Origin of the sequence: Streptomyces sp. ISL-99 (assembly GCF_018614005.1) — a bacterium.
Classification (GTDB): Bacteria; Actinomycetota; Actinomycetes; order Streptomycetales; family Streptomycetaceae; genus Streptomyces; species Streptomyces flavidovirens.
In genome coordinates this window covers 25,071-48,550 of record NZ_JAGGPC010000084.1, presented here as the reverse complement: position 1 = coordinate 48,550, position 23,480 = coordinate 25,071, and the positions used below count along the sequence as shown (strand labels likewise).

The window sequence follows — 23,480 nt, the reverse complement described above, 5'->3', positions numbered from 1 at the left end:
GCGACGACCACTAGAACTCAAGCAGAGGGTGGTCGGGCCCACGCGTCGTTTCCATTGGAAACGGCGATCAGGTCTGGTCGGGGAATCCGATGCTGGTCATCAGCTTCCGGTAATCGACGGCCGGCACCGAGTTGAGCAGGAGGATGGGGAGGGGGCAGCAGTCGTCGTACAGCTTCTTGGCGTCGGCCGAGTACCGGATGTAGGGCGTGAGGACGCTCCTCGAACAGCGGGACCAGCAGCTTGACGTCCTTCGGATCGGCCCGGGCCGACGGGATGACGGAGTCGTCCTCGTCGAGCATGCGGATCACGGAGTAGACCATCTTCCCGTAGCTGGCGGGGAAGTCGCGCCAGAAGATGTCGTCCTCGTCGCCGTCGTAGCCGAGCGGCGGCGACGTTCGCGGCGTGATCTTCCACATCGACCGCGGTTCGGAATACACGTCACGGAAGTTTGCCCGCGCCCTGTCGGAATCTGGGCGTCTTCCAGTCCATGGGCCGCGTCGGATCGTGTTTTAGACAACGCCGTGAGCGAGGCGTTCAACAGCGTCCTGAAGGTCGAGTACGTCCACCGGCGCATCTTCGCCACCCGGGCCAAGGCGCGGATTCGGATCACCACCTGGATCACCGATTTCTACAACGCGCGCCGACCACACATTGTGTGCAACTTCAACAGCCCGATCGACTACGAACGCGAGTACTGGGCCGACCTCAGCGTGGGGCTGGCTGCATAGGAAGGACTCCACAGTTCGAGGGGATTGACACAGCGCACGATCCCCGCGCTGGGAACCCTCCCTGCATGCGCGGACAGTCCGCCTCCCGCTGAACGGCCACGGCCGCGTTACTCAGTCAGCGCATGGCCTGTAGCAGCTGGCTCCTTCACTCAACGCCCACCTGCAATCCGGACAGCCTCCGGACGTGACGACTGCCACGATTGCCGACAGGTAACAGCAAATTCCTCTTTTCTTGCCTATGTCCTCAATAAAATCTTCGGACCAACGTCATCGCGACGAGCAGTACAGGAAGATCGACTTAGTTCAACTCCGCACTATGTGTGGGCTCTTGTCCGTATAACAACCAACGGCTGCGCCGAGACTTCACCCTGCCGGGCATAAGGCTGTAGTCATATTCCCCGACGGCCCGCCGGGGCCCGGACGGCCTGACCAGCCGGATGTTCCTCGGTGAGGGGCCTTCAATGTGCCGCCCCGCGCCGAAACAGGGGTTCCAGGCGCATTAACTCGCATCGACTCGCATCAGCCAGGGGGAACACCCATGTCTCAACTAAGCCGACGTCGCGCCCTGGGCGCCTCCGCCACGGCTCTGGCCGGCCTCGCCCTGACGGGCTTCGCGCGAACGGCCGAGCCATCCGGCCCTCCGGCCGCCGGGCACGGTAACGGGGAAGCCCACTCTCCGGAGGGCTCTGGGCACACACCCGCACAGCCGAAGCCGTTCGACGAGTCCTTCAAGGGACGTCGCATACAAGGTGCGCCGTCGCATCACGGAGGACACCACGGCGCCGGTTACTCCGTGCGCATCGACGGCGAGGAGCTGCACGTGATGCAGAACGCCGACGGCACGTGGATCAGCGTGATCAATCACTACGAGACGTTCACCAGCCCGCGGGCCGTGGCTCGCGCCGCCGTGGTCGAACTTCAGGGATCGCAGCTCGAACCCCTGCTCTGACGGCACCGCCGTCCAGCAACGCCGTCCAACCCTGAACCCGAAGGCATTTCCCATGACCGTACGCAAGAACCAGGCGAACCTCACCCCCGCCGAGAAGCGCCGCTTCGTCGACGCGCTGCTCGAGCTCAAACGCAGCGGGCGTTATGACACGTTCGTTACTACCCACAACGCGTTCATCATGAGCGACACCGACAACGGAGACCGTGTAGGCCACCGTTCGCCGTCCTTCCTGCCCTGGCACCGCAGGTTCCTCATACAGTTCGAGCAGGCTCTCCAGGCAGTGAACCCGGACGTGGCACTGCCCTACTGGGATTGGACTGTGGACCGCTCCCCCACGTCCTCTTTGTGGGCGGCCGATTTCCTGGGCGGTACTGGCCGAAGCAGGGACGGGCAAGTGAGCGACGGCGCTTTCGCAGTCACCGCCGGCAAGTGGCCGGTGTCCGTACGGGTCGACGGACGCGGTTTTCTCCGCCGAGCCCTCGGCTCCGGCGGCCAGCAGCTGCCCACTCGCGCGGAGGTCGACTCGGTACTCGCGATGCCCACGTACGACACCGCGCCCTGGAACAGCGCGTCCGACGGTTTCCGCAACCACCTGGAAGGCTGGCGCGGCCTCAACCTTCACAACCGCGTACATGTGTGGGTGGGCGGACAGATGGCCACCGGTGTCTCCCCCAACGACCCGGTGTTCTGGCTGCATCATGCGTTCATAGACCGGCTCTGGGCCCAGTGGCAGGCCCGGCACCCGGGATCGACGTACCTGCCTGCTGCCGGAACACCCAACGTGGTGAACCTCAATGACGTCATGCGTCCCTGGAACGACGTGACGCCCGCTGACATGCTGGACCACACCAGGCATTACACCTACGACACCGCGGCGTAGCCCGAGCCTGTCCCTCGCCCGCACCCCGGCGTGTCGGCCCCACACCCGTACGCGAGTCCGTCGGTCTCCCTCTGCGAGCCTGTCGGGTGGCTGATCATGCGTGCAGCGTGACGGTCGCGTTCCGTCTGCCGGGCATGGCGACGGCCCCCGAATGATCACTTGGTGTGTGAGTGCGAGGCCGTCATCGGCCCATGGCGTACCTCGCCTGCAAGAACGGGATGATGCTGCGGGATCGGTGTGTGAGTGGAGCGTGTCAGCGACTCCTCCGGTGCCTTGGAGCGTGGCACGCATGTACGACTACTTCCTGGGGGAAAATGACAACTACCAGTCGGATCGGGATCCTGCGCTGCCTTGCTCGAGGAAGTCCCCAGCACCATGGAGCCGGCCCGTAACAATCGGCGGTTCAGTCGTCTACGTCGACAACGATCCAATCGTGTTGGCCCACGGACGAGCCCTACTGGACCGGAACGAGCACACGACAGTCATCCACTCGCCCCGCTCCCGGACGGGTTCCCCCGGGCCTGCAGCGCAGTCGCTGGCGCGCTCCCCAGGGCGCGCCCCGCCGATCGGTGGAGCGGCGCCCACCCGATCAGTCACCGTCCGTGCGACCCGCCGCCCCGGCTCTCCGTACCGGCCGGAGGCGGCGGAGATGCTGACCACCCCCGGGAAACAACCGTTCCTCAGGGCGAACAGCCATCGGAGGCGACCATGCCGCACATGACTCCCGTCGACCACAAGGTCAAGCACAAATCGACCATCCCGGCGAACTTCGGCACCAAGATCGAGCTCTTCGTACGGGAGTACAAGGCCGCCGACTCCGGGGGCGCACCCAAGCCGGTCCTCATGCTCCACGGCAGGAGCGTTCCGGCCCTCCCCGGCTTCGACCTCGTGCGCCCTGCGCAGGGCAGTTCCCCGCACCCGGACACCAGCTACAGCTGGGCGCAGGCCCTCGCGGGCAAGGGATACGACGTGTACATCATGGACCTCCAGGGATCCGGGCTCTCCCCCCGCCCGGAAATGCACGACCCGTGCAACGCCAACCCGGCCCAGCGGGGCCTCTTGAAGACCAATCCCGGTACGGAGGACTGCGACCCGTCAGCGAACTACCCGCACCAGTTGGGGAACTCCATGAGCGAATGGGGCGAGCTGGGCACCGTCGTCAAGTTCATCAGGGGCCGGTGCGCCAACGAGAAGGTCGCATTCATCGGCTGGTCCGCGGCCGCGTTCGTCATGGGCCCGTACGCGCTGCAGAATCCCGGGGACGTGGAAAGCATGTTCCTTCTCGCGCCCATGTTCCCCCCGAACGGCCGATGGTCGACGAACACCTCCGACCCCTTCGCTCCGCCTCCCGGAACGCCCCTGCCCACGAAGCCCGAATCCAATCCGCCCGCGGTCTTCGGGTTCCCGATGAACCTGACCAGCAAGGCGGGACTCCAAGCCGGCATCAGTGACAAGGAGCTGGCCGAGCACGTGTGGCAGGCCATCATGGACTGCGACAGCATCGGCCAGAAGTGGGGCGGCTCGACCCCGGGGGCACCCGAGGGCGTCATGCGGTGGCGCAACTCCTATTGGTGGGGCTGGAACACAAGCACCGTGCCACACGGCCCCACGCTCGGCAGCACCGTGCCGGTGTGCATCGTCTACGGAGACCAGGACAGAACAGCCAACACGCCACAGGAGATGGGGCCGGTGCTGCACTTCTCCGTTCCGAAGCTCTACAAGGAGATCCCCGGCGTCGACAAGCTCATGTTCCGTGTAGAGGGCTGGGACCACAACCCGGTCTGGGAACGTAAGGCCAACCAGATCCTGCAGCACATGTCCTGGAAGTGGCTCAAAGACAAGAAGGTGTACGGCGTCGAGAGCGGAAGCTGGATCATGGACATGGACGGCGTGCTGGCGGAAGTGGAGTAAGGCCCCGTGCCGCGGGAGATGAGGGAGAACGCCTGATGCCGGTGTCCGCCGCCACGGAGACGAAGCTCCGCGAGGCCATGGCCGTCTGCTGGCCGGCGAGCCGCCGCACACCGACGGCGCGCTGACCAAGGAGAACCTGGCGCGCGAGGCGAAGGTCAGCCATGCCACCGTCCACCGGGCCGAGGAGATCCGGGCCGAGTGGAATGCCAAGGTCGCCCGCCCTGTGCTCCGTACGCCGGGAGAAGTCCAACGCGACGAAACCGTCGCCGAATTGCGCCGCAGGCTGCGCGAGGCCACCTCCAGGGCGACTGAACTACAGGGCAGGCTCGACGCGCTCGCCACGGTGACCGCGAACCTCTACTACGAGACCTCGAGCTGAAGAAGAAGGCGAGCGCACGGCGCCAGGGCCGGGTCACCGCCCTGCCCGCGTCGGGCCCGTGGCTGGAGTAGCTACCCGAACCCCGACGGAGAGACGAGAGCCCGGAGCTGTGACATCACGGTCACAGCTCCGGGCTCTCGTCCGAGCCAGCGGGACAGCCGCCGTCCGCGACTGCGTTCGTTCACCAGGCGACGGTCAGCCGGGGGTCCGGGCGGGCGACACGGGCACCTGCTTCGAGCCGGTCGTCGCCGGTGGAGGAGAGGTAAGGGCTATCCCGCAACTATGGCTGAGGTATGCGACGAAGGGGAGCCCTTCAGGTGGCGGGCGGGGCCCTGGAGATGCGCAGCCCTGTGCCCAGCCGATGGCGACGAAGTCTGGTCAGAGACTTCATCGCTGATGGCCTCTATGATCACGGCCGGGGGTGTTGATGTGAAGGTGAGATGGGGGAGATCCGTCGGGGCCGCGGTTCTCACGATGACGGTGATTTCGACGGGCGGGTGCAGCGCCGGGGGGTCGGACGGCAAGGGAGCCCCGCTGACACCCGGCGCGACAGCCACACCGCAGGTCACAAACGTAGCGGCGCCCACCGGGCCAGGGGTGCCGGAGGAGTCGGCGCGGATCACCCCGGAGGACGGCAAGCTGCTCGAACGCTTCCGTAAGAACAGCGTGCCCCCGGGCTACGAACAGCCGTCTGAGGACACCCTCGCGGTGATCCTCCGCGGAGCCGACAGTGCCGGCCATCTGGGCTGGATGGCGGACGAGCAGACGTACTGCTTCGCCTCGACCCGCGCGAGCGGATCGCTCTCCACGCGGTGTGAGCGGCTCCCCGCCCGGCACGCCCCGCACATCGCGGCTGGCCCGCACCTCCGCGGCCACGGCATTGGCGAGGAATACAACTACTACACCGCGCTCGTCCTCGACGGGCGGGGCCGTTTTTCCTTCACAGGCCCCAGCAAGAGTTTCGGACCGGTGCACCAGGCCACGGTGGTCTTCCCTTCAGGCAGGACGGCCGCCCTCCTCGTCTACGAGGTCCTCGACCGGCAGCTCGACGACGCCGCCGAGATCTGCGACGACGGGCGCGCGCACTGCTTCACGGCCACGGCCACGATGGAAGACCCGGACAGTCCCTGACAGCTATCCCGTCACCGCTGATCACGAGTGAGATGATCTCGTGGTGGCTGGTGTGATCACGGCGTCGGAGCCGTCTTGGATAGCCCCATTCAGCGGACTGAGCCCACGGCAGTTCGGCAAGCTGGTCACCGCGATGCGGCGTGAGGGTGCGGACCCGGTTCGCAAGGGCAGGCCGTGGGGCCTTCCACTGGAGGACCGGATCCTGCTGGTAGCCGCCTACTGGCGCACGAACCTGACGTTGCGCCAGCTCGCCCCGTTGTTCGGCGTCTCGAAGTCCGCGGCGGACCGCGTTATCGACCACCTTGGCCCACGGCTCGCGCTCCAGCCTCGTAAGCGATTCCGCAAGGACACCGTGCTGATCGTGGACGGCACCCTGGTCCCTACCCGCGACCACACGGTGGCTGCGCAGTCAAAGAACTACCGGTACTCCACCAACCACCAGGTCGTCATCGACGCCGACATCCGCTTGGTCGTCGCGGTCGGTAGGCCCCTGCCCGGCAACCGCAACGACTGCAAAGCGTGGGAGGAATCCGGCGCCAAGGCCGCCGTCGGCAAGACCATGACGATCACCGACGGCGGTTATCCGGGCACTGGCCTCGTCATGCCCCACCGTCGCCTCAAAGGCGACGGCGTCCACCACGCCACGCTCGGCATCGCCCGCCTGCACAGCCTCACCCTCGCTGGATAGACGACCGGACCGGTCAGCGACCAACAGACCCCGCACATACCCGAGCTTATTTACGGGACAGCGCTTAAAGCGTGTTGCAGAAGGCTGTAACTGGGCAGGTCAGGGCCGGGTTCGTGTCCGGTCTGTTCATGTGGCCAGGGCGAGGTTGTGCATGTGGGCGACGGCCTGGACTGCGTGGTGGAGACCGTTGCCGCGCTGTCGGCAGTCGCGGAGGATCTTGAAGTGCTTCATGCGGGCGAAGGCGTGCTCGACGCGGGCGCGCACCCGGCGATGCTCGGCGTTGTCCGCCTCCTCGCCCGGAAGTAACGCTCGGCCGGGCCGTTTGCGGTGCGGGACGACGAGCCCTGTGTTGATATAGGCGCCGTCGCCCAGCACGGTCACGCCCTGACACTGTTCCGCCAGGCCGGATTCCCTCCAGACGCGGGCGTCCGCCCGATTGCCAGGCGCGGGACGGGCTGTGGCCACCACCAGCTTGGTGTCGGCGTCGATGATGACCTGCACGTTCGCCGAGAACCGGTAGTTACGTGAGGATGCGCCGACCTTCCGGTCACGGACCGGGATCAAGGTGCCGTCCACGATCCACAACCGCTCGACATCGGCGACGGGCCGCGGGGCCGGCTCCAGCGCGAGGAGGGGCCGCAGTCGCTGGATGACCCGGCACACCGTTGCCGGCGAGCATCCGAACAGCGGCGCGAGCTGCCGCATCGTGAGGTTCGTGCGGTAGTAGACGGCCACCAGCAGCACCCGTTCCGCCAGCGGCAAGCGCCACGGCCGACCACCGCCGGGACCGTTCCCACCCCGTTCCCGCACTACCTTCAGCAGCCGCTCGAACTGCCGCATCCGCAACCCGGTGAACGTCTCCACCCACAACGGCTCAGCCCTCAACACCCCACGCATGCAGGGGAAATGCCCGCCTCACAGCCTTCTGCAACACGCTTTAGTGGCCTTCGCGTCCCGCTGCGTCCTCGGTGCTGCCGCACGCGGTGAGGCTGGGGGATCAGCAGGGCGGCGGCGAGTGCGGCCGTGGTGGTGCGGGTGCGCATGGTCCCCCAGGGACGTTGCGTGATGAGGGGGACATCATCTTGCAGGTCGGGAGATTAGGGAGCGGAACGCGAAGACCCCTGGCGCCCTTGTTGGGGTTGTCATCGCGCGCCCCAATGTGCGCCTTGTGCGCTGCAAGTGCTCTGACCGCTGCTGCTTGACCGGGAACTGCCGTCATCGCCCAGAGGTTCAACAGTGAAAGGTCATGCGGCGACGCGCCTTCAACTGGGGTGCCTCGCCATTGGGTTGCGAGGTGAAGGTCAATTGGACAAGGAGCAAGTGTTCTCTGCCGCGAGCAAGGCCACGGGCGGCGCGGCGAAGGCTGTGGTCCGAATCGTCGTGGAGTCGCAGATTGAGGACAAGTTCGGGGAAGTGGCAGCAGAGGCGGCGGGCGAAGCAGCTGGAGCTGCTGCGGGCAGCCTGGTCGAGGACGCTACGAGGGCAGGGCTCGACTACGTTGCCGACGATCTGCTTGACGACATCGATGACGCCTTGGACTTCTGCGTCGAGGTGGGCGAGGCGGCGGTCGAGTGCGTTGCCGACGTGCTCGAAGACATCGGGGACGGTTTCGACACGGCGCTGGACTTCTGCGTCGAGGTGGGCGAGCAGGTGCTCCAGCAGACGATCGAGCCGTGGAGGAAACCCGCGGCGGTGGCATGGCGAGTTGTCCGCCCCCTCGTCTGATGGCATGGCGAAGGCCCCGACCGGAGGGAAATGGTCGGGGCCTTCATGAGCTCTGGTCAGCGGTGTGTGGGCACTCCGCAGTTCCAAGCCGACACAGACATGCAACAGCGCCACCACAACGGAGCGACAGTCAGCACCGCAGCGACCACGCGTCCTTCTGGAACGCGGGGATTCCGGCACTGATATCACCGGTACGGCGAGTTTCCGGAACCGCCACTACCACCGGCCGACCGTCACTCCGGACACCCTCGATTACGGGCGTCTGGCGGCGGTCGCCGTCGCGACCGCCGCAACCGCCGCGTCCTGGTGAGCTCGGTGTTCACCGAGCACGAGAGGGTGCACCCGGTACGCGATGGTTCACGCAGTACGCGAGGGGCGACGCCGCAGAGCGACCTTTGCCGGTCCCGCCGCGATGGCCCTACGACGGGTCCTCGGCCAGGCCATGGCGATGCGCGAGTGCGCCGCCTCAGCACGGAGTGCCACACACCCCGGCAGCCGCCGGCGAGTCCGGCTCGTACGCGGCGCGAGTCATCTGGGCCGGGCGTTGTTCTGCGCCCGCTCGCCCATACGCTCCCAGAACCGCCTCAGCCCGGCGACATCCGTGCGTCTCTGCCAGGGCGCCTGAGGGCGGAGAAGAGACCGCGACAGTTGCGTGGACTGCGCCCGGCAGAAGGCCTCGCTCAGCTCGACCCGGTGGCCGTCCAGGCCCTTGGGCGGGTACGGGCACAGTTCGAAGGCGCAGTCGTCCCGGCAATTGGAACCCGCCTGCGACGCGGGCGTACGGACGACCGTACGACCGGGGTCGAGCGGGCCGCGGTCCCGGGTGAGACACGGCGGCAGGTCCGGCCGCACCGTGTGCTGAAGACGCCGCAGCCTGTCCTTGGGCCAGTCGCCCCGCTCGGCGAGGTTGAGCAGCAGGAGGACATCGGCGAGGAGCTGCTGGGCGCGCGGGTGCAGGGAACTCCAGCCGGTGGAGGGCGGAATCCACAGGTGGTGCTTGCGCGCTTCGCCCCGTGGGGCCGTCTGCGAGCCGACGTGGGCGGCGACGCCGGACTCGTCGATCCACAGGAACCGCTCCGGCTGGCGGGTCTCCATGGCCCACACGCACAGCTCGGCCGCCGCCTCGACGAAGGGGTGCTGCGGCTCGCCGTCCGGGAGGGCGAGCCACTGACGTACCTGTTCGGCAGGATCGGAGCCCGGTCCGTTCTCCGGGCGTGTCACCGCGCCCCCGTCGGGCAGCGCCCACAGGGTCAGCGCGTGCAGCAGCGTGAGCCGGGTGAACCAGAACCGGGTGCGCTTGAGCATGTCCCAGGCCTGCCCGCTGAGGTACTCGCGGGCCTCGGCCCGGGCATGCGGATGCCGGTGGCGGCGGTTCGCCGCGTACTTGAAACCCTGCGCCAGAGCCACCTCCACCGTGAGGTCGAGGGCCGGGGCATCGGCCCGGTCCGCAGCGCCGACCCGCCGTACCCAGCCCTCAAGGAACTCGTACGGGGTGTTCTGGTGGCGGTGGGTGGTGACGGATCCCACGAGCAGCGGGACCAGCCACGCGCACATGGTGTCGTCCCGCCATCTCTGCTCCTCGTCCTCGCGCTCCTTCTCCTCCCGCCTGCGCTCCGCCCGCCGCCGTTCCTCCCGCTCCGCCGACTCCCGTTTGGTCCGGACGATGTCACCTTCGGTCCGGCGACGTCTCCTGTACTCCTCTTCCGCGACGGCCTCCGGTTGCTGGCTCGCCCACAACTGCTCCATCCAGTCCGGCTCGCGTTCCATCCGCTGTTCCGGGACGCCCTGCGGCCCGCGCAGCCGGGCCTGGAGCACCGCGAAGGCGCTGTCGCCGCCCGCCGCGCTCCCAGGAAGGTCAGGACGAGCAACGGGACGTACCCACCGCGCTTGCGGACCCGCCACTTCCGGGCATGGTTGTATCCCCGCTGCATCAACCGACGCGAAGCACCCCTGCCAATGTTCACCCTGTGACTGATTCCGTGTCAGCGTGGCACGCCACCGACATTCACCCGCGCGGCGCAGCATCCCGTTCAGCCGTCCGGAGTGATCTTCTGGTTGGAGCGGAAGACGTTGGCCGGGTCGTAGTGCTGCTTGAGCGCGCGCAACCGGCGGAGCCCGTCCTCTCCGTACGCCTGCCGCACGCGTTCCGCGCCCTAGTCCATGAGGAAGTTGACGTAGACACCGTCGTGGCAGGGCTCCAGCGCGGACCAGGAGTCGCGCACCCACTGGCGCTCGACTGCGAAGCCGTTGGCGGACTCGCAGTCGCCGTTGATGTTGATGTCGATGTTGAAGGTGTGGACCGTGCCCCGGCCGCTGAACGCGGTCTCGTCCTCACCGACGCCGGCGACGGCACCGCCGAGGCGGAAGATCCCGCAGGCCGAGAGCGGAGAGGTGATCCGCAACGCGTGCTCGGCCGTGATGTTGATGACCTCGTCGCTGAGCCGGTCGACGCGCAGGCCCGGAAGTGGTACCACCCCCCGGGGCGGAACGACGGGTCGAACATGGCCTGATGCTGTACGTACGGCTTGGGCGCGCACAGATCCAGCAGCGGCGTCCCGAAGGACCGCAGCGGTCGCAGGACGTCCTGACCCGCCTTGATGTCCCCGGCGTAACGATTGATCACTGCTACGACCGGCCTTCCGTGCAGCTCGGGCGGGATGGCGGGGAGCGGCGGGGCCTGGCGGTGGACGACGATGGTCGTCAGCTCGTCCGGTACGTCGGTGATCCAGTCCCGGTAGAAGCGCAGAACGTCCGGCGCCTCCTCCATGGGCCACAGGACCGGCGGGCGACCACCGCGGGCCCCACGGGGTTGAGCCGGAACTCGAACTCCGTCACCACGCCGAAGTTTCTTCCCGCGCCGCACACCGGCCAGACGCAGGACGGCGGGGCCGTGGTTGCCGTAGGCGCCGGTGTCGCACAGGACGTGCAGCCGCAGTGCCGTGAGCGTGCCGTCGCAACGTGCTGCGATCTTCACCCGGACATGGAAGGGGTGGCGCGTGGTGGCGGTGAACTCCTCGGCTCGGGTGTACTCCAGTTTGACGTGCCGCCCGGTGCGCAGCGCGGCGAGCACGGCGATGTCCTCAGTGAGCATTTCCTGCTTTCCGCCGAACGCGCCGCCGACACGTGCGGCGGTGACATGCAGGCGCTTGGGCGGCAGGCCGAACACCGTGGCCAGGAGCCGGCGGGTCAGGTGAGGTGCCTGGGGGGCGGTATGGACGTGCAGCCGTCCGTCATCGCCTTCCCAGACGAGGCTGGCGTGGGTTTCCAGGGCGGCGTGCTGAACTCGATGCGTGCGGAAGGTGCCCTCGTAGCAGAAGTCCGCCTCGGCCAGCCCGGCGTCGATGTCCCCGCGGATGATGTGCAGTTCGTCGACGACGTTGCCGCGGGGGTGGATGTGCGGGGCAGCGGCCGACAGGGCCTCTTCGGGGCCGGTGACGGCGGGCAAGGTTTGGTAGGTGATGCGGACGCGGCGGCAGCCCTCTTCGGCGGCGGCTTCGCTGTCGGCCACGATCGCCGCGACACGCTGCCCGGCGTCACGGACGACGTCGTCCAGGCGCGGATGTCGGCCGGGTCTTCATCCGCGAGTTCGTGCAGGGCGGTGGAGAAGCATGCCTTGGGGGCGTCGTGATGGGTGAGGACGCGATGAACTCCTGATACGGCGAGGGCTTCGGTGATATCGATGCCGACGACGCGGGCGTGCTGGTGCTCCGAGCGGACCAGCTTGACGTGCAACAGTCCTGCGGGGTTCGGGCGGTCGAGGGTGAAGCGGGCCCTGCCCGTGACGACGTCCTCGACCTCCGGTCGGCCAAGGGGCGGCACGGATCTTCACAGGAATGGATGAGAGTCGATGAGGATCAAGGGGAGACCGAGAGCCTGCGGCCTCGGCCCCCCACCCGCTCGTCGACCAACTGATCGTCCACGAACTGGCCGGCTCAGCCGACTACCGCTATGGGCTCACTCACGTCGTTGCCGAACATCTTCCTTGCAAGTCCCGTTCTACGGCCGGCTGCCGAGGCCGCTGGGCTTGGGGTATTCAGCCTCATCCTCGGTACGGGCGAACCGCAAGCGAGTGATCAGGGGACGGTTGTTGCGCAACTGTGGTACCTGCCCGGCATGAGAGGTGAGGTAGCCGACGAGCCCCCTGCCGGGCGCCCAGGCCACCTCTTCTGCGGTACTGACAGCCGGAATGGAAGTCTGCAATTCTCGCCGTGCGGGCGGGTCCATCCCCCAGGGCATGGGGGGCAGGCGGTAGCCGCCCGGTCCTTTGCCGCCGCGGCGGGAGCGGGCACTGAAACGGCGTGACACCGTGTCGAACACCATCGTCGCGCCGGGAAATGCTTCAGCGCACGCAGTGATCAGCTCAGTGACGTGGTCGTGCTCCAGATACATCAGCAGGCCTTGCGCGGTGACCAGCACCCCTCCAGCGCTGTGGATGCCGTTCATCCAGCGGTGGTCCCTGACATCACAGGTCACCGCCACCTGGCGTGGGCCATGCGGCAGAACCTGGCGGCGCAGCTCAATTTGATCGGCCAGGTCAACAGTGATCCATTGCACTCGCCCGTTGTCCACTCGCCAGAACTGTGTCTCCAGTCCCTCGCCGAGAGCGATTACCGTGCCGTCCGGATGCGTCGTGAGGAACTGTTTGACCACACGGTCGAAAGTGAGCGCGCGCAGGGCGATGGCCTGTGCCACCCATGCCCTGGGTTTGCCGAAATGTTCACGGAAAGGGAAGCACAGTTCGGAGACCAACCGCACCGCTTGCGGGTCAGACAGCACGGTATTCGTACGTCCCGCCTCAGCCGCACGGTGATACACCGTCCACAGGGACGTTTCCGACACACCAGGAAGATCCGTTGACATTTCCCATACCTTCCACACCAGCCCGCCAAGCAACCACAAACTGCCGCGCCGTTTATAGCTCACTCCGGCATCGGCGTCCCATTCGGTCATGAGTCCAGCCTGGCCAGGGTGGCCAAATGCAACACGGCGCCGATAAACGCACCGGGCCGCCTGCCGCCCACGGACGCGGCACCTGAACCTCGAAGCAAATACCCCTCGGAAGCCCATTATTCCTTGACGGTGGCGCGGAAGCCGGTGCGTCGCCAGGTACTTGCGAACCCTCCCCCGACGTGGGCCGCGGCAGGGCATTCTTCAACGCGGACGGCGCGTACCCACGACTGCAAGCCAAGGCCGCACGGCTGCCCGGTCTCCGAAGCCGGTGACAGGCTCACCGCCACTCGCCGCCAATCGGCAACTCACCGAACCAATAGATTCACGATGATTTCGATTTTCTGTGCGCTGCAAGTGCTGAGAGTCGTTCACGGCTTCTGGATCCTCCTTCAATGAGGCAAGGCGATCGCGAGCCAAAGAGAACGACTCACCCTTGCGCCAGAGCAGGAACAACTCGAAGCCCTCGTCCCGCAGGATGTCCCGGCCACGGAACTGAAAGGAGATGCCCCGTGTACGGGCCACGAAGAGCCTGTCGCATCCCCACGTACGCGTCCCTGCCGTTGATCGATGCGTACAGCGACTCTCCCAGCCATCGCTTGTCCGTACCGTGCTCCACCACGACATCAACGTCGTTCGGCTCCAGAGCCCCGCGCACGTACGACCCGAAGACGTACACCTCGTCCACGAGACCCAGCGGCCAACCGCCCTGCTCAAGACGAGTGATCAAGTCTTCCAGCAGCCGAGTCGCCCGCTCACGCCTCACCCCGGCACGCCCTCATCGACAGCAGCACGGAACTCCTGCGTCGTCACATACACAGAACCCGGCACCGCCCTGCGCCTACCGTCCTGAAGCGTCTGCGACACCACCTCGGCCGAAGCCCTCATCCGGCCCATCCGGTACTCCTCGACCGCCGCCGCGAATTCCTCCGGGACCTCCCGCTGGTCCACCACACCCGCCACAGCAACCTGCGGGTAGGAACCACCGAACGTCTGAAGCCGCGACCAGCCCAACGACCGGGCCGCCTTACGCATCGCCGAACGGATCAGATCAACCCCACCCAGCGCCTCGGCCTCATCAACAGCCAGCCGCAACTCATACGCCCCACCGAACCCTCCCCCATCAGGGGGACACGACCGGCGCAGCAACGGCACAAGGACAGCAACGAGACGCTCATGACGCGGATCACCCGCAAACGAAGGCATAAACCGAGCGTAGCGAGACCCCCACTCCCCCACCCCAGAATCAACCAACTCGCACCTACACGAGCGTCATCCGCCCTACCCAGGAAACGACAGTCCCCTTCTCCGAACCGACGAGACCGTCAACACCAACTGCCCACCACAACCGCCCCTATAGCGGTGATGGACGGCGTACGGTGGCGGACGCGGACCGGGGCGCCATGGCGACGCGATGTCCCTGCGCAGTATGACAAGTGGGAGACGGTCTACGGACTGTTCCGGCGTTGGCAACGGGTGGCACGTGGGCTCGTATGGTGACCCGGCTCCAGGCCGCTGACGCGAAGGGCCTCATCACCTGGGACGTCCATGTCGACTCCACCGTCTGCGGCGCCCACCAGCACGCTGCTGGAGCGTCGAGAAGGGCTCTGCAAAAGGAGCCGCCCGGCGGGCTGAAGACCGAGCCGGCCGACCACGCGCTGGGGCGGTCCTGGGGCGGGCTGAGCACAAAGATTCACCTGGCCTGGGAACAGCGTCAACGTCCGCTCTCGCTCCTCATCAAGCCCGGCCCGTGGGGCGACTCCCCGCAGTTCCGGGCAGTCTTGGCGGCGATCCGGGTTCCTCGGCTCGGGCGGGGCCGTCCCCACGTCCGACCTGATCGCGTGCGGGCCGACCGGGCCCACAGTTCTCGCGCCAACCGCGCCCACCTGCGCGGACGAGGTATCAAGCGACCATTCCCGAGCCTGCTGCCCAAGCTGGCTACCGGCGGCGGCGCGGCCTCGCCGGTGGCCGGCCGCCACGCTTCGATCACGAAAATCTGCCGGGCCGCCTCCACCCGACGGCGGCCGCCCGCGCTTGACTGCGCGACCGCGGCATCGACTGGATGCCCTTCGACCCGGACGAGATCCAATGGAGTTTGGCCTGTGGCATCGGCCCTAACGGCCACTGGCACGGTTGGTTCGACATCCGCATCCACACCAGCGCGCTGCGACGGCTCGGACTCCATCCCGACCAGCCCACCGCCAAGGTCACCGGCACATCTCCACCTGGCTGGTGGCATGCCGCCGCAGAACGCAACGCTCACCAGGGGGTGCCTTGCCGATAAGACACCCCCTGGCGCCGACTGCCGCACGACAGTCCGAGAATGCGGTCGTGGCCCCCGCCGCGAAGCTGAGAGCCCGTATGGACACGTAGACAGGTAGAGGTAGAGGTAGACAGCCTCAAGCTCGGACAGATCTGGGCAGTCGGAACTCAATGCTCTCTCAGCCGGCGTGGAGGATCCGAAAGCGATCAGGCTCCGCCGGGTCCCGATCAACAACTTGGATGGGTGTCCAAGCCCATTGCCAAACGCTGATGCCCGGCGTGCGGGAGAACCGGATCGGTCCGCGGGTTCCCTCGACCGCCACGCGCGGCCATGACTCGGCGATGGCCGCCCGGTCCGTGCCGTGGGAACGCAGTACGTCGGCGAGGACTGCGACGGTGTCCCAGCCCTCGAAGGCGGTGAAGGAGGGTGCTTCGCCCAGCCGCTCGCGGAGCTCCTTCCCGACGCGTTCGCCGAGCGGACCGAGTCGCTCGGGCAGATATCGCAGGAAGGGGATCCCGGCACCGTCCTCGCCCAGCACCGCGGCCCATTCGGCGAACTCCGGTTGCCCGGCCGGAGCGCCGATCAGGATCTGCGCGAGCCGCCGGTCGCCCCGGACGGCCGTGACGATCGGCACCGCCGGCTCCGGATGGCCGACCAGCAGGAGGAGCGCCGTCGCGCCGTGGTCGACGAGCGCGTCGCACAGGGCCTCGGGGGTGAGCGCGTTCGTGTCGAGTTCGACGACGGTGCCGCCGCGGGGAGCGAGGTGGTCCCGCAGGACGCGGGTCCCGGACGCCCAGTAGACGCTCGGCTGGGTCGCCACGGCGATCCGACGCCGGCCCGCGCCGAGGAGGAAGCCGGCGTAGATTCGCCAGCCGTGGGACTGGGCCGGGGCCAGGCGCGCGACCCACTCCGTCGGCTCCTCGGTGAGCGCGTCGAGCACCGCGGATGAGCAGAGGAACGGCACGCCGAGGGCGTCGGCCCGGGCGGCGGCGGCGCGGGCGACGACGCTGTGGTACTCGCCCGCCACGGCGGCCACGCCCAGGCCGGCCAGTTCGTCCACGGCCGCCGCGGCCCGCTCCGGATCGGCCGCGGTGTCCCGGACCACCAGCTCCAGTGGTCTGCCGTCGATCCCGCCGGCGTCGTTGACCTCGCGAACGGCCAGGTCGAGTCCTGCGAGCAGGTGTCGGCCCGCCTCGACCCAGCCGGGCCGCGTCAGCGGGACGAGAGCGCCCAGACGTACGGACGACCCGTCTGTGAGTTCCGCTCCGGACAGCGATGGTGACGTGTTCATCGGGTGGCCTCTCCCCTGGGACGATGCGGTCGCGGTCCGCCCGGATCGCGCGCCGGTCGGGGCCGGCGGTTCCCGTTCATCACGTTTCGCCGCGGCGGGCGCGCCCGGGTGATCATGCCGGTCATTGGATCCACCACCATCGCCCATAGGCAACCGATTATTTGTTCGCTGGGCTGCCAAGCTTCATCGTCATCGGCACCAACGAGGGCCTGCACCTCAGAAGGTCGCTTCTGAATCAGGCCCCAGCCCGAAGCGCCCTCCTTCGTCGCCTTCGAGGGCTACGACACGGTCGCCATCCTCGCCGAAGTGCTGGGCTCTCACGGCGCGGACCGGGCGCGCACTGCCGAACCCTGGCCGCGCGTTGCAGTCGAAGGCACCTGCGGGCAGATCCAGTTCTCCCGCACGCCAGGCATCAGCGTTTGGCAATGGGCTTGGACACCCATCCAAGTCGTTGATCGGGACCCTGCGGAACCCGATCGCTTTCGGATCCTTCACGCCAGCTGAGAGAGCACGGAGGTCCGACTGCCCAGAGTTGTCCGTACTTGAGGCTGATCCCCAAATCGTGGCGCTGGCGCAGATCATGCCGACCGACACCGGCGTCAATGAGCAGATCGACTGGGCGGCCATCGATTGCCGGCTGGGAACCCGCCTGCCCGCGGAGTGCCAGTCCTTCCTCGAGACCTACGGCGCCGGCGGCATCGGCGGTGTCGCCCACGTCCTCCGCCCCGTTCCCGTCCCGGACAGCGACTACCGGCCCGGAAGCATTGCCGACGACACGCCAGGCGCACAGGAGACCCGGCACCACACCCCCGAACACTGGCGTCCCGAGGTCGACCCCGACGACATCATGATCTGGCGCCGCACCCCTGGTGCGGACGTCCTCTGCTGGGTCACCACCGCGGCGACCTCGACCAGTGGCCCGTCCTCGTCTGCGGCCGCCACACCGACGCCATCAGCATCAACTAGACCCGCCCACCGTGGTGCGTCCACTGGCGCGAGTGGCGCCGACTGGTCCTGACCGGAGTGACGGACCCCTACCCGAACACCTGAAGGGCCGACACGGCCACACGAACTGCTCTCGTTGCTCACCAACATCGAACGAGAGAAATCCCGCCCAGCGCGCTCAGAACTCACCTACGCAGACAGTGGGCACCAAACCCAGACGCGCAGTATGAACCGACAGTCACGACACCTACGACCACCGATACGCCTCGCGCCAGGCAAAATGAGCGGCATGGTCAACGAGGGAAACATCGACTTCACGCTGTCGCGGGGCGCGACAGGTTTCTTCCGGCCGCAGGACGGCCCGCTCCCAACGACTGACCTGCGTGCGTTTCGCGCCGCTCTGTATGCCGCTTCCCGCGTCGCCGGAGGTGAAGTAGGTGAGGTGGAGGAACAGGCGTACCCCCGGACCTTCCACACCGCAACGATCATCAGGCGCGCAGGCGAGAACATCGTCCTGTGTCACGCTCATCACCCCTGGATCGCCTTCGCCCAGACGCGTCGGGACTGGTACGGAGAGGAGTTCCTCGCCCCGCTGCCGTGGGCTCACGCCTTCACCAACGCGGGCTTCGTGGTCCTTACTGAGGTTTTCGTGTCGTCGTCGGGTAGTGACGGTTCATGATCCCTGCGGTATGCCGGTGGGGTGAGGTATTCGGAGGGTGGGGGCCTGACCGCTGAGCGTCGGGTGTTTCGTGAGGGGATCCGGCTTCAGGCCGGGCAACGGTTCGCGGCGGGTGAGAAGACCGCGGTGATCGCGAAGGACCTGCGAGTGAGCGTGCGGTCGGTGGAACGCTGGCGCCGTGCCTGGCGCGAGGGCGGCATGGAGGGCCTGCGTTCTGCGGGTCCGGCGAACTCACCGACCATCACCGACGCCCAGTTCGCCGTGCTGGAGGAGGAACTCGGCAAAGGCCCGGCGACGCACGGCTTCGAAGACGAACGCTGGACCCTGGTCCGGGTTCAGACGGTGATCCGCCGTCGGCTGCGAGTAAGCCTGTCGGTGGCGACGGTGTGGCGGCTTCTGAAACGGCACCGCTGGTCCTGGCAGGCACCCGCCCGCAGAGCACTGGAGCGTGACGAGCACGCGGTGGAGCTGTGGAAGAAGGAGGTGTGGCCCCGGGTAAAAGGCTCGCGGCGGCATGCGGGGCCTGGATCGTCTTCGAGGACGAAGCCGGCTTCTCGATGACGCCGCCCCGCGCCCACACCTGGGGCCGGCGCGGGCACACTCCCGTCATCCGTGTGCGCGGCAGGTCCCGCCGCCGGACCTCGGTCGCCGCGCTGTGTTGCTACAAGCCCGGCGAGAAGAGCCGTCTCATCCACCGGCCCCGCACGCACCTCCTGCTCAAGGGCGCACGCAAGAGCTTCTCGTGGAAGGACTATCGCGACCTCCTGGTGCGGGCACACATCCAGCTCGACGGCCCGATCGTGGTGGTCTGGGACAACCTCAACACCCATCTGGCCGCGGGGCTGAAGCGGTACGAGGCCGAGCACGACTGGCTCACCACCGTCCGGCTTCCGCCGTATGCGCCCGACCTGAATCCCGTCGAGGCCGTCTGGTCACTCGTGCGCAGAGCGATGGCCAACACCGCTTTCACCACACCCGACGAGCTCGACCGCAAGCTCCGCAGCGAGTTACGCAGGATCCAACTCCGGCCCCGCCTGATCGACGGCTGTCTCACCGCCACAAGCCTGGCCATCAACCCACCGACCCCACCCTGAAAACCTCAGTAGCAGTGAACAACTCGCCACACCGCTCTCACACGTGGATACCTCAGTGCTCACACAGGGCGAGTGGCGTGAGGTGCGCTACTACGACATCACCACGTTGGGCGGAGTGCTCTTCAACGCGTGGGACTGACATCCAGACTGGAGGCCGCGATCGACGCCGGACCATAAACAACAAGCTCACTACCTGTTTCTGAACCCCCGGCAGTTCAGCCCAGCCGCCTAGCCGCGTGAAGCATCCGGCTTGTGTCCGTTCTGGAAAACCGTCTCTGTGACACTTCTGCGAACGGGAGCCGAGGGGCTGTTGCTGCTTTTGGGGGCTGAGCGTTGGGGCGCAACATCGTTTACGTGCTCGCCACGTCCACGACTTGTTCCACGCCCCACCGGGAGAATCTGTCGCTGAGCCCCAGCGCCTGCTCGCCGTACTCCGGACCTCAGCCGCCGATGTAATCGAGGGCCAATCTGGCGAATCCGGCGATATTGCGCGGACAGTGCCACCGTTCCAGCAACTCCGGTCCGGTCAGGGCGCTCTCCTCGTTCCGGAAGTCGTTGTCCTCCTCTTCGTCATCAAGGCCCAGGTTTCCGAACCTCACCGTTTCGGGATTGCTCAGAACCTCCAGCGCGCCTGGAAGCCGGTCGAGGCACAGGTCCAAGTCATCTTCGAATGGCTCGAAGGGATGCCGTTCGTGCCCGCATACGCGTCCTTCGTGCGCACGTGCCACCGCTGAGAGCACGTCGATCACCGGTGCCTCGACACCGGGCCCCGGGTTGCCCCAACCGACGTACGGGGACAGGACGACCAGCCCGAGCGTCCACAAGAGGGAGTGGGAGCCCGTCATCTCCGCGCGAAGGTGGCGGACGCACCGGACGACGGCCTCGTCCTTGTCACCGAGGTAGTACCCGTGCCGGAGGGAGTCCCAGTCGGCCACCAGGGCACGCCACTCGTCGGGGGTGGCTGGATGGTCGGGCGGGGCCAACGGGGTCTGTGACATGTTGCTTTCCATGTCCTGTACGACGGGCACGGCGGGCGCCCCGGTTCCCCACACGTATGGCGGCCACCGTGGTGCAGACGACGAGGTCGCGAGCACACGCGCCACCGCCACCGCACCGAGGCAGTTGGCGAGGAGGCAGTCGTCGAGTGGCGAGACAATGTTCAGGAGCATGCGGGGCGCGCTGTGCTTTGGTGGCAGCCGGTGGATCGCTTCCTGCTCGTTCGGGTGCTGCCGCCGCAGCCGTGCCGCGTCGACGCGGTCTATGGCTTCCGGGTCGCTGCCCACGTGGCGAAGGGCAGGGAGCACGCGAGATGGTGACGGTTCGCGGGGCTATGCCGAGGCAGTTGGCGAGACGGATCGCAGGGCCAGGTGCGCCAGGGCGTAGGTGTCGCGTCGCTCGGGTTCAGGAAGCTGTTCGCGCGCTGACGTTCGGAGCTGTCGAGTAGGGCTTTGAGACGGTGAGCCCGGTCGGCGAAGTCCGGGTCGGCGTGCAGGGTCCGGACGTCGATGAGGTCGGGCGCCGGGCGGTTTCCGGTCAGTGGGAGGGTGAGGTGGGGCAGGAGCTGGTGCTGAGTCCAGGCTCTCCTCGGTTTCCCTGTCAGCCCGCAGTGGCGGTGGTCGGCCGGTCGGAGAGGACGGCGGCAACAGTGACGCCGCGTTGTCGGACGAGATGGCGGTAGGCGCCCCGATGACGCAGCAAGGGGCTCGCCCAAGGCGCCAGTCGAGGGACGTTGGGTGGAGCGTGTCATCGGGCTCGACACAACGTCCGACAGGACATCGCAATGCTGCGAACCCCGGACGGCCACGGCCGAATCGAGCTGGCGACGTTCCACATGCCGAAGGCGACCAGCGCCGAGCCGAAGGACGCGCCGGCGAACACGCTGGGCATGCGTCGCATCATGTTCGCCGTCGACGACATCAAGGACGTCGTTGCCCGCCTGCGCACCCACGGCGCCGAACTCGTCGGCGAGCCGGCGCAGTACGAAGACAGCTATCGGCTCTGCTTCGTCCGCGGCCCCGAGGGCATCATCGTCGGACTGGCCGAGCAGCTCAGCTGAAGGTGCCGAAGGGAGCGTGCACCCAAAGAACCATCCGGGCACCTGCACCCAGGAGGATCGCCTCGGGTGTCTCCTTCTGGGCCGTGCTTCAGTGGGCGGCCGAACTGGACGCTGCCGGACAGCACGACGCGGCCTTGGACGTTTTCGCGACATAGTGGACACCACCCGCGGCAAGCTCACTGCCGGCAGCACCTCTCTTGCCATCCTGACGTGGGACTTGGTCCGCCACTCCCAGATGCGGGATGCGGCCGGGCGCCGGACCGAGGCAGCGGCGGCCCGGGAGGAAGCCCTGATCCTCCTTGCCGAGCTTGCCGAGCTGGCCGAGCTGGCCGAGACCGGAGACCGCGAGAGCTGGAGCAATATCCTCTCCTCGTGGACCAGCCTGCTCGGCCTGTCGGGCCGGGAGCGCGACCAACAACGTCCCGTACGGCCCCGGCCCGCCGTTCGAGTTCGCCATGAGCTGGTCGCCCGACGTCAGGCAGGCGTCTTCGCCGGCCTTCCGGCCCGAACACCGCCCGCGACTCGTCGCCGTACACCGAAGGCCCACCGTCTGTTCGGCGTTCTACTGCGAGAACCGCACGACCAGCGTTGTGAAACCCCTCCGGACGGTCTTCGACGAAGGCGCGGTGCTCGGTCGCCGCCTGGCGGACCTGTCGGGCGGCGGACAAGGAGCGGCCGCGCGGGGCGGAGCCCTGACCGACCGTTCCATGTTCCTCGTCGCCGCCAGGCAGTACGGCGAGGTTTACGACGACTTCCTGGAGGTCGTCGCGCTGCCGACCTGAGCCTCCACAGGCCCGAGGACGGCCGGCCGCCATCCCGGACCACCAGCCGCTCCCGGACTTCCGCGGTGTCCGCGTAGACGCGCCACTCGGCGACCTTGTCGTTCCGGATACTGGCGGTCCAGATCGCCGGTCCAGCGAGGCCCGGTTCCGAGCACACCGCGTGCCCGATGGCCGTGACAACGTCGCCCCGCGCGACCCTCCTCGCCGGGACGAGGGGGTGAGCCCGGCCGTAGGGTGTGTCGGGAGGGCCGCCGGGGGCGGGCCTCCTGCGAACGCGCGATCGGCCAGAGGCCCCTGACGGGAGATCGTCAGGGGCCTCTGGCTCTCACGTGCGGCCGCACCGCCGGACTACGGGCACTTCACCCTGGGGTTGTACGGCGCGAAGAGACCGCTGGGGTTGTCCTTCCACAGCCAGGCGTGCAGGGAGTAGTGCACGGGCAGGCCGGCAATGTCGGTGAACGGGCCGTCGAACTTCTTGCCGAACAGCGTGGGGCGGTCCTTGGTGGTCTTCGGATTCTGGTCGGCGTCCGGAACGACGTACTCCACCGCCACCAGTTGGCGCTTGCTCTTCTTGTCCGGCGCGTAGATCACGGCCGCCGCGCCCGGGGTGCAGGGAGCCGATGTTGTCCGGGTCGACGTAGTGGTAGCCCATTCCGCCCTGCGTCGGGTGGCTGACGCATTCGTTCGTGCTCTTGAAGCCGGCGGCGACCGCGAGCTTGGGTGCGTGGAAGGCGCCGCTGGCCGCCGCCGCTGTGTCGAGCTGGCGGTCGGGGTCGTCGCCGTTGGCAGGGGCGGCGGCGAGAGTCAGCGAGGCGAGGGCTGCGAGGGAGATGCCGACAACGACCAGTCGTGCGCGCATACGTGTGCTCCTGTTCGGTGCGGGAATTTCACCCTGAACCTGTACGCGGGTACGTGGCGGCGCACACGTAGCGCATCCGTTGGAGGACGTGCCGTTACCTCGGAGCGGTGACGGGCTCGCCCAAGGAGGTGCGGAGCGCCGCGTACGCGGCGTGGTACCGCTGTGCCCCCGGC

The 23,480-nt window shown here is 67.6% G+C and carries 26 protein-coding genes and 4 pseudogenes; 17 read left to right on the top strand and 13 right to left on the bottom strand.

Annotated elements, in window-relative coordinates; all coding sequences use genetic code 11:
- Positions 1 to 17: 17 nt before the first annotated feature.
- Entirely contained in the window at positions 18 to 437 is a 420-nt protein-coding gene (locus J7E91_RS33830) for a hypothetical protein (RefSeq protein WP_214910983.1), read from the bottom strand.
- Between the two features lie 84 nt (positions 438 to 521).
- On the opposite strand from J7E91_RS33830, the gene J7E91_RS33825 reads away from it, so the two are divergent.
- The 8 genes from J7E91_RS33825 (at position 522) to J7E91_RS33790 (ending at position 6,666) form a co-directional block, all read left to right on the top strand.
- On the top strand, positions 522 to 728 hold the full coding sequence (locus J7E91_RS33825; RefSeq protein ID WP_214910981.1) for an integrase core domain-containing protein: 207 nt from the start codon (positions 522 to 524) through the stop codon (positions 726 to 728).
- 538 nt (positions 729 to 1,266) lie between these two features.
- Complete coding sequence (locus J7E91_RS33820) at positions 1,267 to 1,677, top strand: tyrosinase cofactor (RefSeq protein ID WP_214910979.1); 411 nt, start codon at positions 1,267 to 1,269, stop codon at positions 1,675 to 1,677.
- 52 nt (positions 1,678 to 1,729) lie between these two features.
- Positions 1,730 to 2,557, top strand: a complete 828-nt coding sequence (locus J7E91_RS33815) for a tyrosinase family protein (protein WP_214910977.1) — start codon at positions 1,730 to 1,732, stop codon at positions 2,555 to 2,557.
- Between the two features lie 151 nt (positions 2,558 to 2,708).
- Complete coding sequence (locus J7E91_RS37465) at positions 2,709 to 3,278, top strand: SAM-dependent methyltransferase (RefSeq protein WP_214910974.1); 570 nt, start codon at positions 2,709 to 2,711, stop codon at positions 3,276 to 3,278.
- Positions 3,266 to 4,468, top strand: a complete 1,203-nt coding sequence (locus tag J7E91_RS33805) for an alpha/beta fold hydrolase (RefSeq protein ID WP_214910972.1) — start codon at positions 3,266 to 3,268, stop codon at positions 4,466 to 4,468. The genes J7E91_RS37465 and J7E91_RS33805 overlap by 13 nt, the downstream gene beginning before the upstream one ends.
- Before the next feature lie 223 nt (positions 4,469 to 4,691).
- Entirely contained in the window at positions 4,692 to 4,847 is a 156-nt protein-coding gene (locus J7E91_RS33800) for a hypothetical protein (protein WP_214910970.1), read from the top strand.
- Between the two features lie 597 nt (positions 4,848 to 5,444).
- Entirely contained in the window at positions 5,445 to 5,978 is a 534-nt protein-coding gene (locus tag J7E91_RS33795; protein ID WP_214910968.1) for a hypothetical protein, read from the top strand.
- Between the two features lie 43 nt (positions 5,979 to 6,021).
- The gene (locus J7E91_RS33790; protein ID WP_214910966.1) at positions 6,022 to 6,666 is read left to right on the top strand and encodes a transposase family protein; all 645 of its coding nucleotides are present in this window, start codon (positions 6,022 to 6,024) and stop codon (positions 6,664 to 6,666) included.
- A 126-nt stretch (positions 6,667 to 6,792) separates the two neighbouring features.
- Here the strand turns inward: J7E91_RS33790 and J7E91_RS33785 are convergent, their stop codons facing one another.
- On the bottom strand, positions 6,793 to 7,563 hold the full coding sequence (locus J7E91_RS33785; RefSeq protein ID WP_214910964.1) for a transposase family protein: 771 nt from the start codon (positions 7,561 to 7,563) through the stop codon (positions 6,793 to 6,795).
- 408 nt (positions 7,564 to 7,971) lie between these two features.
- Between J7E91_RS33785 and J7E91_RS33780 the strand changes: the two genes are divergently transcribed.
- The gene (locus J7E91_RS33780) at positions 7,972 to 8,391 is read left to right on the top strand and encodes a hypothetical protein (protein WP_214910963.1); all 420 of its coding nucleotides are present in this window, start codon (positions 7,972 to 7,974) and stop codon (positions 8,389 to 8,391) included.
- Between the two features lie 528 nt (positions 8,392 to 8,919).
- Here J7E91_RS33780 and J7E91_RS33775 read toward each other — a convergent pair.
- The 8 genes and pseudogenes from J7E91_RS33775 to J7E91_RS33745 all read right to left on the bottom strand — a co-directional run bounded on the left by J7E91_RS33775 (position 8,920) and on the right by J7E91_RS33745 (position 14,544).
- The gene (locus J7E91_RS33775; protein ID WP_214910960.1) at positions 8,920 to 10,293 is read right to left on the bottom strand and encodes a hypothetical protein; all 1,374 of its coding nucleotides are present in this window, start codon (positions 10,291 to 10,293) and stop codon (positions 8,920 to 8,922) included.
- Between the two features lie 128 nt (positions 10,294 to 10,421).
- Positions 10,422 to 10,532 carry a BBE domain-containing protein gene (locus J7E91_RS33770; protein WP_214910958.1) on the bottom strand — a complete coding sequence of 37 codons (111 nt, stop codon included), beginning with the start codon at positions 10,530 to 10,532 and terminating at the stop codon, positions 10,422 to 10,424.
- A gap of 12 nt (positions 10,533 to 10,544) precedes the next feature.
- On the bottom strand, positions 10,545 to 10,865 hold the full coding sequence (locus J7E91_RS33765; RefSeq protein ID WP_214910956.1) for a hypothetical protein: 321 nt from the start codon (positions 10,863 to 10,865) through the stop codon (positions 10,545 to 10,547).
- Between the two features lie 449 nt (positions 10,866 to 11,314).
- A pseudogene (locus tag J7E91_RS37155) lies at positions 11,315 to 11,899 on the bottom strand (xanthine dehydrogenase family protein molybdopterin-binding subunit); the annotation flags it as partial.
- A gap of 149 nt (positions 11,900 to 12,048) precedes the next feature.
- Positions 12,049 to 12,210, bottom strand: a pseudogene (locus J7E91_RS37150) (hypoxanthine oxidase); the annotation flags it as partial.
- A 177-nt stretch (positions 12,211 to 12,387) separates the two neighbouring features.
- Complete coding sequence (locus tag J7E91_RS33755) at positions 12,388 to 13,341, bottom strand: class I SAM-dependent methyltransferase (protein ID WP_214910954.1); 954 nt, start codon at positions 13,339 to 13,341, stop codon at positions 12,388 to 12,390.
- Positions 13,342 to 13,768: 427 nt separating this feature from the next.
- Entirely contained in the window at positions 13,769 to 14,104 is a 336-nt protein-coding gene (locus J7E91_RS36565) for a nucleotidyltransferase domain-containing protein (protein WP_374224817.1), read from the bottom strand.
- Entirely contained in the window at positions 14,101 to 14,544 is a 444-nt protein-coding gene (locus tag J7E91_RS33745) for a hypothetical protein (RefSeq protein ID WP_214910952.1), read from the bottom strand. The genes J7E91_RS36565 and J7E91_RS33745 overlap by 4 nt, the downstream gene beginning before the upstream one ends.
- Here J7E91_RS33745 and J7E91_RS37145 point away from each other — a divergent pair.
- Positions 14,515 to 14,838: a transposase gene (locus J7E91_RS37145; protein ID WP_308377546.1), complete on the top strand. Its 324-nt coding sequence runs from the start codon at positions 14,515 to 14,517 to the stop codon at positions 14,836 to 14,838. The two genes, J7E91_RS33745 and J7E91_RS37145, sit on opposite strands and share 30 nt — an antisense overlap.
- A gap of 941 nt (positions 14,839 to 15,779) precedes the next feature.
- On the opposite strand, the gene J7E91_RS33730 is transcribed toward J7E91_RS37145, so the two are convergent.
- Entirely contained in the window at positions 15,780 to 16,892 is a 1,113-nt protein-coding gene (locus J7E91_RS33730; RefSeq protein ID WP_214910946.1) for an ABC transporter substrate-binding protein, read from the bottom strand.
- A gap of 249 nt (positions 16,893 to 17,141) precedes the next feature.
- On the opposite strand from J7E91_RS33730, the pseudogene J7E91_RS36550 reads away from it, so the two are divergent.
- The 5 genes and pseudogenes from J7E91_RS36550 to J7E91_RS33710 form a co-directional block, all read left to right on the top strand.
- A pseudogene (locus tag J7E91_RS36550) lies at positions 17,142 to 17,396 on the top strand (amino acid ABC transporter substrate-binding protein); the annotation flags it as partial.
- Positions 17,397 to 17,454: 58 nt separating this feature from the next.
- Positions 17,455 to 17,910 carry an SMI1/KNR4 family protein gene (locus J7E91_RS33725; protein WP_214910944.1) on the top strand — a complete coding sequence of 152 codons (456 nt, stop codon included), beginning with the start codon at positions 17,455 to 17,457 and terminating at the stop codon, positions 17,908 to 17,910.
- 216 nt (positions 17,911 to 18,126) lie between these two features.
- Complete coding sequence (locus J7E91_RS33720; RefSeq protein WP_251016660.1) at positions 18,127 to 18,516, top strand: hypothetical protein; 390 nt, start codon at positions 18,127 to 18,129, stop codon at positions 18,514 to 18,516.
- A gap of 21 nt (positions 18,517 to 18,537) precedes the next feature.
- Positions 18,538 to 19,077: a winged helix-turn-helix domain-containing protein gene (locus J7E91_RS33715; RefSeq protein WP_214910942.1), complete on the top strand. Its 540-nt coding sequence runs from the start codon at positions 18,538 to 18,540 to the stop codon at positions 19,075 to 19,077.
- The gene (locus tag J7E91_RS33710; RefSeq protein WP_251016667.1) at positions 19,074 to 19,610 is read left to right on the top strand and encodes a transposase; all 537 of its coding nucleotides are present in this window, start codon (positions 19,074 to 19,076) and stop codon (positions 19,608 to 19,610) included. The genes J7E91_RS33715 and J7E91_RS33710 overlap by 4 nt, the downstream gene beginning before the upstream one ends.
- Before the next feature lie 440 nt (positions 19,611 to 20,050).
- Here J7E91_RS33710 and J7E91_RS33705 read toward each other — a convergent pair whose 3' ends face one another.
- Positions 20,051 to 20,893 (bottom strand): hypothetical protein, encoded by an 843-nt coding sequence (locus tag J7E91_RS33705; protein ID WP_214910938.1) that lies wholly within the window; start codon positions 20,891 to 20,893, stop codon positions 20,051 to 20,053.
- A gap of 426 nt (positions 20,894 to 21,319) precedes the next feature.
- Here J7E91_RS33705 and J7E91_RS33700 point away from each other — a divergent pair.
- Both J7E91_RS33700 and J7E91_RS33695 read left to right on the top strand, forming a co-directional pair.
- Positions 21,320 to 21,666, top strand: a pseudogene (locus J7E91_RS33700) (VOC family protein); the annotation flags it as partial.
- Positions 21,667 to 22,121: 455 nt separating this feature from the next.
- A complete protein-coding gene (locus J7E91_RS33695; RefSeq protein WP_214910936.1) occupies positions 22,122 to 22,448 on the top strand; it encodes a hypothetical protein in 327 nt (108 codons plus the stop codon).
- 348 nt (positions 22,449 to 22,796) lie between these two features.
- Here J7E91_RS33695 and J7E91_RS33690 read toward each other — a convergent pair whose 3' ends face one another.
- Entirely contained in the window at positions 22,797 to 23,039 is a 243-nt protein-coding gene (locus J7E91_RS33690; protein WP_214910934.1) for a hypothetical protein, read from the bottom strand.
- Between the last annotated feature and the right edge of the window lie 441 nt (positions 23,040 to 23,480).